This is a genomic window from Treponema sp. UBA753 (assembly GCF_002297325.1).
In the GTDB taxonomy this organism is placed as follows: Bacteria; Spirochaetota; Spirochaetia; order Treponematales; family Treponemataceae; genus Treponema_D.
In genome coordinates this window covers 1-6192 of sequence record NZ_DBKJ01000138.1, presented here as the reverse complement: position 1 = coordinate 6192, position 6192 = coordinate 1, and the positions used below count along the sequence as shown (strand labels likewise).

11 protein-coding genes are annotated in these 6192 nt (G+C 37.8%); all 11 read left to right on the top strand.

What is annotated here, in order from left to right:
* Window positions 1-884 precede the first annotated feature (884 nt).
* On the top strand, window positions 885-1646 hold the full coding sequence (locus B4C08_RS10935) for a ParA family protein (RefSeq protein WP_296665331.1): 762 nt from the start codon (window positions 885-887) through the stop codon (window positions 1644-1646).
* Window positions 1643-2035, top strand: a complete 393-nt coding sequence (locus tag B4C08_RS10930; protein WP_296665329.1) for a hypothetical protein — start codon at window positions 1643-1645, stop codon at window positions 2033-2035. The genes B4C08_RS10935 and B4C08_RS10930 overlap by 4 nt, the downstream gene beginning before the upstream one ends.
* Window positions 2036-2040: 5 nt before the next feature.
* Window positions 2041-3141: a ParB/RepB/Spo0J family partition protein gene (locus B4C08_RS10925; protein ID WP_296665328.1), complete on the top strand. Its 1101-nt coding sequence runs from the start codon at window positions 2041-2043 to the stop codon at window positions 3139-3141.
* Between the two features lie 2 nt (window positions 3142-3143).
* Window positions 3144-3485, top strand: coding sequence for a hypothetical protein (locus B4C08_RS10920; RefSeq protein WP_296665327.1), 342 nt, complete (start codon window positions 3144-3146; stop codon window positions 3483-3485).
* On the top strand, window positions 3482-3631 hold the full coding sequence (locus tag B4C08_RS10915; RefSeq protein WP_296665326.1) for a hypothetical protein: 150 nt from the start codon (window positions 3482-3484) through the stop codon (window positions 3629-3631). The genes B4C08_RS10920 and B4C08_RS10915 overlap by 4 nt, the downstream gene beginning before the upstream one ends.
* Window positions 3628-3819 carry a hypothetical protein gene (locus B4C08_RS10910; protein WP_296665323.1) on the top strand — a complete coding sequence of 64 codons (192 nt, stop codon included), beginning with the start codon at window positions 3628-3630 and terminating at the stop codon, window positions 3817-3819. Before B4C08_RS10915 ends, B4C08_RS10910 begins: the two co-directional genes overlap by 4 nt.
* Window positions 3816-4157 carry a hypothetical protein gene (locus B4C08_RS10905; protein ID WP_296665321.1) on the top strand — a complete coding sequence of 114 codons (342 nt, stop codon included), beginning with the start codon at window positions 3816-3818 and terminating at the stop codon, window positions 4155-4157. The genes B4C08_RS10910 and B4C08_RS10905 overlap by 4 nt, the downstream gene beginning before the upstream one ends.
* On the top strand, window positions 4147-4359 hold the full coding sequence (locus B4C08_RS10900; protein ID WP_296665320.1) for a hypothetical protein: 213 nt from the start codon (window positions 4147-4149) through the stop codon (window positions 4357-4359). The genes B4C08_RS10905 and B4C08_RS10900 overlap by 11 nt, the downstream gene beginning before the upstream one ends.
* Before the next feature lie 3 nt (window positions 4360-4362).
* Window positions 4363-5148: a hypothetical protein gene (locus tag B4C08_RS10895; RefSeq protein WP_296665317.1), complete on the top strand. Its 786-nt coding sequence runs from the start codon at window positions 4363-4365 to the stop codon at window positions 5146-5148.
* 11 nt (window positions 5149-5159) lie between these two features.
* Window positions 5160-5816, top strand: a complete 657-nt coding sequence (locus B4C08_RS10890; protein ID WP_296665315.1) for a hypothetical protein — start codon at window positions 5160-5162, stop codon at window positions 5814-5816.
* Window positions 5817-5828: 12 nt separating this feature from the next.
* A partial coding sequence (locus B4C08_RS10885) for a hypothetical protein (RefSeq protein ID WP_296665313.1) occupies window positions 5829-6192 on the top strand: 364 nt, incomplete at its 3' end.

Sequence of the window (6192 nt, the reverse complement as noted above, 5' to 3'; positions counted from 1 at the left end):
CGTTCATGTGAGGTTTAGTTCTAACGAACTTCTCCTTTGCCATGTTTTTCTCCTTGCTAGTTTTTAATTTTTCCCAAAACCAGCATTTTTATTTTAATGTGCTGCACTTTAAACCAGAATATTTTCTATAACAACAGCTACAGAACAATATTCGCATACACACTTTTGTGAAACTTGAGAACAATGAATAATGTGATTAATCGGACTAAAAAAGTTCATAACTTTCACGATATTCCATATTTTTTTCGAAATATCACGGCCGGTTACCACCAATCATTATCAAACAAGTGTTTAGACAACTGGTATGGCATCCAAGAGCCTGATCTGTTCCGCAGATCCGTCAAAACCCTTTTCTGTATAGAAGTTGTCAATTGCTACTTTCAACGAAAGCAGCGATACGCAAGGGCCGTATGTGCCTGAAAATTGATATTCAATTAACTTTACGGACATACCGAATATCTCTTAATATTCGTTGACTTTACAAAGAACCCTGACCATAGACCGCATTTATAGCAGTATAGGTTTTATCTTTATACACTTTTTATAAATAAATTGCAAGAGAGTTTGATTTTTTTGTAAACAATTCGTAATATATTCGCCTTATAAGCAATTCGTTAAAAGTTCGCTTTGCTTATAGGTGCTCGGAACATTTTCAGTTTTAAGTGTTTCTGCACAAACTTAGGACTGAAAGTTTCGGGCAAGTTTATTTCTTTCACTTGCATAACAAAGACTTCCTCCAGTCCTTTGGAAGTCTTTTTTTTTGGACTTTCCACACAGGCGGCTTGTTTGCATAGAAGTATGTAAGCAAGGCAGGTTCAAATCCTGCAAAGTCCATAGAATCTTTGATTCTTTTATAAACATTACAGCACAGTGAGGACTGGCACATGAAAGTAATTACATTCGCATTACAAAAAGGCGGCACTGGTAAAACCAGCGTATCAGTATCAACAGCTGTTGACCTGGCAGAAAAAAGAAACAGAGTTCTGCTCATTGACGGAGATCCGCAGGGCAACGCAACCACATGGCTTGGAGCTGAAGAAATTTCAAAAGAACTTGCAGACGTTCTGATGAAAAAATGCTCGGCTTCAGAAGCAATAATATCCACACAAGTAGACAACCTTAAACTTATTCCGACAGCATCGCTGGACTCAACGCTCAGGCTCTACTCAAAGACTCTTGCGACAGAACAGCCGTTCATCATAAAGCATCTTGTCAGGGAACTAAAAGACCAGTTTGACTTCATCATTGTAGACACATCTCCGTCATTCGGCGCTTTAGAGGAAAGCTTCTTTCTTGCATCTGACGAGGCGATAACAGTGCTTAACATTGACGAATTCTCATCTGACGGACTCATCACATTCATGCAGAACATAGACAGGCTCAGAGACCGCTACGACACGGACAAGCCAAAAATGGACAAAATCGTTCTGAACTCACGTGACATGAGACTTATACAGCAGGCGGACTATCTTGAAAAAATCAGGTCGGCAACAGACTCAAATCTTTACATAATTCCGGTGGATCAGGGATTCCGAAAAGCCCAGTCAGTCCACGTTCCGCTTCAGTTCCTTGACGGAGTGAAAAAAGAGACTCTGACAGTTATCTCAAAACTCGCTGATGACATCATCAGGGGAGAATCTGTATGACTTTTACAATGACCTTCAACGAGGGCGATTTTCTTGAGCAGATTGAAAATATCAAAAGAGACGAATCACTCTGCCTCATTACGAACAAGGAAAAAGCTTTTATCTCAAAGGAAAAATTAGAAGAAAAGGGTTTTGAGAACTACCACTTTTTTGAACTAGAAAACAACGAAACCTGCAATAAAGAATTTCTTGACCTTATAAGAACTATCTTTAGAACTCTATGCTTTACGATTGTCATAGACGGTGTTGACATCGGCAAAAAACCGATAAAAGACCAGCTGTTTAAATGGGTCTATGGTTATGCCAATACGTATGGTCTATTTCACATAATATGCAATATGTCATTGTATAGAAGTTTTCTCATGCAACTCACAGACGAAACGGAGTAGAAAATATGGCAAGTAAAAAGATTTCGTACAATGACCTGAAAAAAGAACAGGACAACAGCCAGCTGGCGGCAGCTTTTATGGCAGGAAAATCCGTAGTCTCAAGCAACACTGGCTTTGAGAAGGTCAAGATTGAGTCTATCAGGGATGACCCGAAAGGGGATTTTGTCGAGATATTTCCGTTCAATGAGAAGGCTGCAAAGGAAATTTCAGAGTCGATGATTGCAAAAGGCTACGACAAGACTCAGGTAATCCATCTGTGCAAGATAATGGAAGAACCAGACACCATGGAAAGCCCTATCAGGCTTGACGGAGCACACCGTGTCGCAGCCGCAAGAATGGCAGGAATAGAGGAAATTCCTGCATACATACATACGTTTGAGACAAGAACCGAAGCTCTGATTTATGCCTATGAGCTGCAGCTTCTGAGACGGAATCTTGAGCCATACCAGAAACTTGATGCGATGGAAAAGCTTGACCAGCTCAAAAATCCGGGAAAGAAAATAGACGGAGAGCAGCCTACAGGAAAATCATCAGAAGAAATCGCAGGAGTTCTGGGAGTGTCCCCAAGAACAGCCGAAAGAATGAGAAACATCATCAACAATGCGGATGAAGAAACTCTTGAAGCCGTAAAAAGCGGAGAAATGTCCATCTCTAAGGCTGACAAAATCACAAACGAGAAAAAGAAATACAAGAAAAACAAGTCCGACAACGACGACGACATTTCAGAGTCTCTTTCCACAAACGAGGGAACGCCCGCTGGACTGAACTTCAACCACTCGGACGGAATCGAGCGTCCGTCATATAGGCTTTCTCCTGAACAGGATTCCGAGCGGACAAGGGAGCGCAAAGCCGCTTATGAAGCCGGGCTGAAAAAAGGCAGCGACCTTGCTTATGAAATCTACGACTTCATTCTGACTGAAATTGAGAGCGGAAAATCTGCCGAGGAAATCCGCAACGACAGCCATTTCGATGATTTCTCTGCGGCAAGAATCTACAGAGCTTTCAGTCTGGACGACGACGAGAATCAGGAAGAAGAACAGTCTGATTCAGAAAATGATGATTCAGATATTTCTGATTTTGATGATGTCTTTGAAGGAGATGAGTAAGTATGGCAATAATATTTGAAGTAATCTTTGTAATAATTTTTTGTGCTATGTTTTTAGCGATGATGGTTACCTATGAACCTTTTGACCTATTTATTTTCATAGCACTTTTATGTTTCATAATTCTTAGCATCATTTTTGCAGCAAAATATAAACCATTAGAATCTTCTTCCTGCAAATACGAAATCACCGTTAATGAAAAATCATTCAAAGCTTCTGGCTTCAAGACAAAAACGGACGGCTCAATAGAGTTCACTGCTGATGACGGAACAATAATCCGTGCATCTGAATATGAGATAAGAAAACTTTCAGGCTCTAATGATATTTCAGAAGGAGAGAACAAATGATTAAGGCCTTTAATTCAATAAAAGAATTTCTTCTGGCAGTTTACCAGGTTATGTTTGTTGATGCCAAGGAACGATATGAAATGACAGAATTCTACCTGGAAAAATGCCACCAGAGCGACAATGCAAGGAATACAACAACAAAATGACCGCAGGACAGTTTGCAGATATTGTAGCCGAGATGAGGGCGGCGCAGAAAAGCTATTACCGGACACGCACGTATAAATCCCTTGAGAAGTCAAAGGAGCTCGAGAGAACCGTTGATGACATAATCTCAAAAAGAGCGGCAAGAAAAAAAGAAGAACAGCTGAATCTGTTTGAGGAGAACAAGGAATGAAAAGGAAAACGGAGATTTTCACAACGGTCAAACTCATAGCAGCAACTATACTTGCGGCCATTGTGACAGTGTTATTAACACCAATTTTAACAACGAAAGTTTTATATCGTTTTTTTTCAATATATTTTAAAGAAAAGAAGGAATTGGAAAATGCCCCGGATTACTGGGCAAAATTCGATGACATTTTGGAAAGAGCTTTTGAAGTTAAAATCTACACGATAGAACGCTCAGAAGATTTGTCCAATCAGATTGAAAGAAAAAAGGAAACGGTAAATGCCTCAGATTCTCATAAACAAAAACGACATAGCCCTGGAGGAAATCGAGAGAATGCAGAATGAAAAAGATGAAAACAGCAGAATATTTTTGAAATTCAATCCTTTAAAACTTAATCCAGCAAACTCAAAAACTGAACGTTTCAATCCGTTAGAAATATTTTTTGGCAAAAAAGTTTATGAAACAGGAATGAATCCGTCAGATTTCCTGGAAAATTCTGAATTTGCTGAAAAAGAGATAAAGAGAATATTTGAATCAGGAGACTAGCAAATGACAAACGAAAAAATAAAAGAGCTTCTTCTTTCCCTTGAAAAAGCGGACATAGACTTCTCTGTCACGCAAACAGGAAAGACTTCAAAAAAAACGCCTGGACGGTACATACCTAAGACATTTGAAATACTTCTTCATGACAAGAATTTCACCACAGAAAATGAGCTTATATACGAAGCAATCTATGAATATACACATCACCTTATAAACTGCAAGCAAAAAAAACTTGGTGTTGAGTTAAAAAGTGTCAACAGAAGACACAGAACAGAATTCTGGGCAAAATTCGACGACCTTCTGGAAAAAGCTCTTGAAGCAAAAATCTATAAAAGGGAATTTTCAGAATACCTGTCTAGTCTGATTGAAGAGGCAAAAAAAATTGACTGCAAAATCGTAAATTTACAGAAAAATTTCGGAAAAATTCTTTTAGAAATCTACGAGAAAGGCCAGAAAGAAAACATAAGGTATGGTGATATCTTTTTACACGACCTGAACATAACAGTAAAAACGGTAAGAAAATGCTATTTAGACTACATTGATGGAAACTTCGGTCAGGATGAAATGGAACTTCTACGCAAAATAGAAGATTTCAAAACTCGACAAAATGCAATAGACCTTCTGAAAAAAGGAAAAACAATATGGCAGATTTCTGAATCAATCAAGCAAGACAAAAACCTATCTCTTGATAAAAAAGTCTCACTTGTAAATGAACAACTTCGGTTAGAAAGAATTATTCAACAGTCGAAAGAGCGCCTTGAAATAGTCTTAGAAACACTGAGCAATATGTAGGAGAACGAAAAATGAAAATATTTCTTATCATCTTATTTGCAGCAATATTTCTTATAGCAATATTTACTGCTATTGCATATTCGGCTGGTCTTGTAATAGACAGAATGGACTCTTTGACATTCTGTATACACAATTTTTTCTGCTATAAGAAGACGAAAGAGTACCTTGACACGGAATGGCGGAAAAAAACAGACAAGTGCTATTACAGCAATAACTTAAATGAGAAATATTCAGTTCCTGACATCACAACTGAAAAACAAACAGAAATAAACCGTTGTGTTCTTTCAATTTTCTATGAAACTGCGATTTTTCAAAGAATGGTTTCAAATTCAAACCTTGATAGCATAGAAATCATCACTTTCATGAAGTATCTGGGCGATTTTCTTCACAATATACCATCCGACTGGAGCGATTTTCTATTCTTATACAAAGGAACCTGGAACAAGGAAAGCAAATTGAAGTTCCTAAGTTTTATGAAATGGATAATAAGTCTGAAGAGTTTCTGCAAATCAATCCCGAATTCATGCGCCGGGAACTTCAACTATGACACCGGATACTGCCTTGAACGCATTAAAAACAACTGCGGCAAGATTCTTGAACTTGCTGAATACACAGAAGACAGCGAACAGACAAAATCAAAACTAGAAATTGCCAATATAAAAAAATAACGGAGATAAAAATTGAAAAGACTGGAAAAAATAAAAAGACTCATAATAACAGCAATTCCCTTGGCAGTCTTAATACTGTTCTTCCTTGCAACAGAAAAGGAAATATTAAGAACAGTCCTCTTGATTATGATTATAGCCTTGACAATTTACTTTCTGCACATTTTGGGAAAAATTGTTGATATTGACAACATAAAAGAATTTTCTGATAAAAAATTAATCTCAGAAAGAAATAGCATGGAAAGAAAATATTTTTGTATTTGTCGTGATGGCGAGTATCTTTGCTTCCCAATCGGTGAAGACTACAAAACCGCATTTTGCAATATGAACAAAATAGAAAAAGAATATGAAAAACGCTTTTGTATTTCTTATGCTCCGT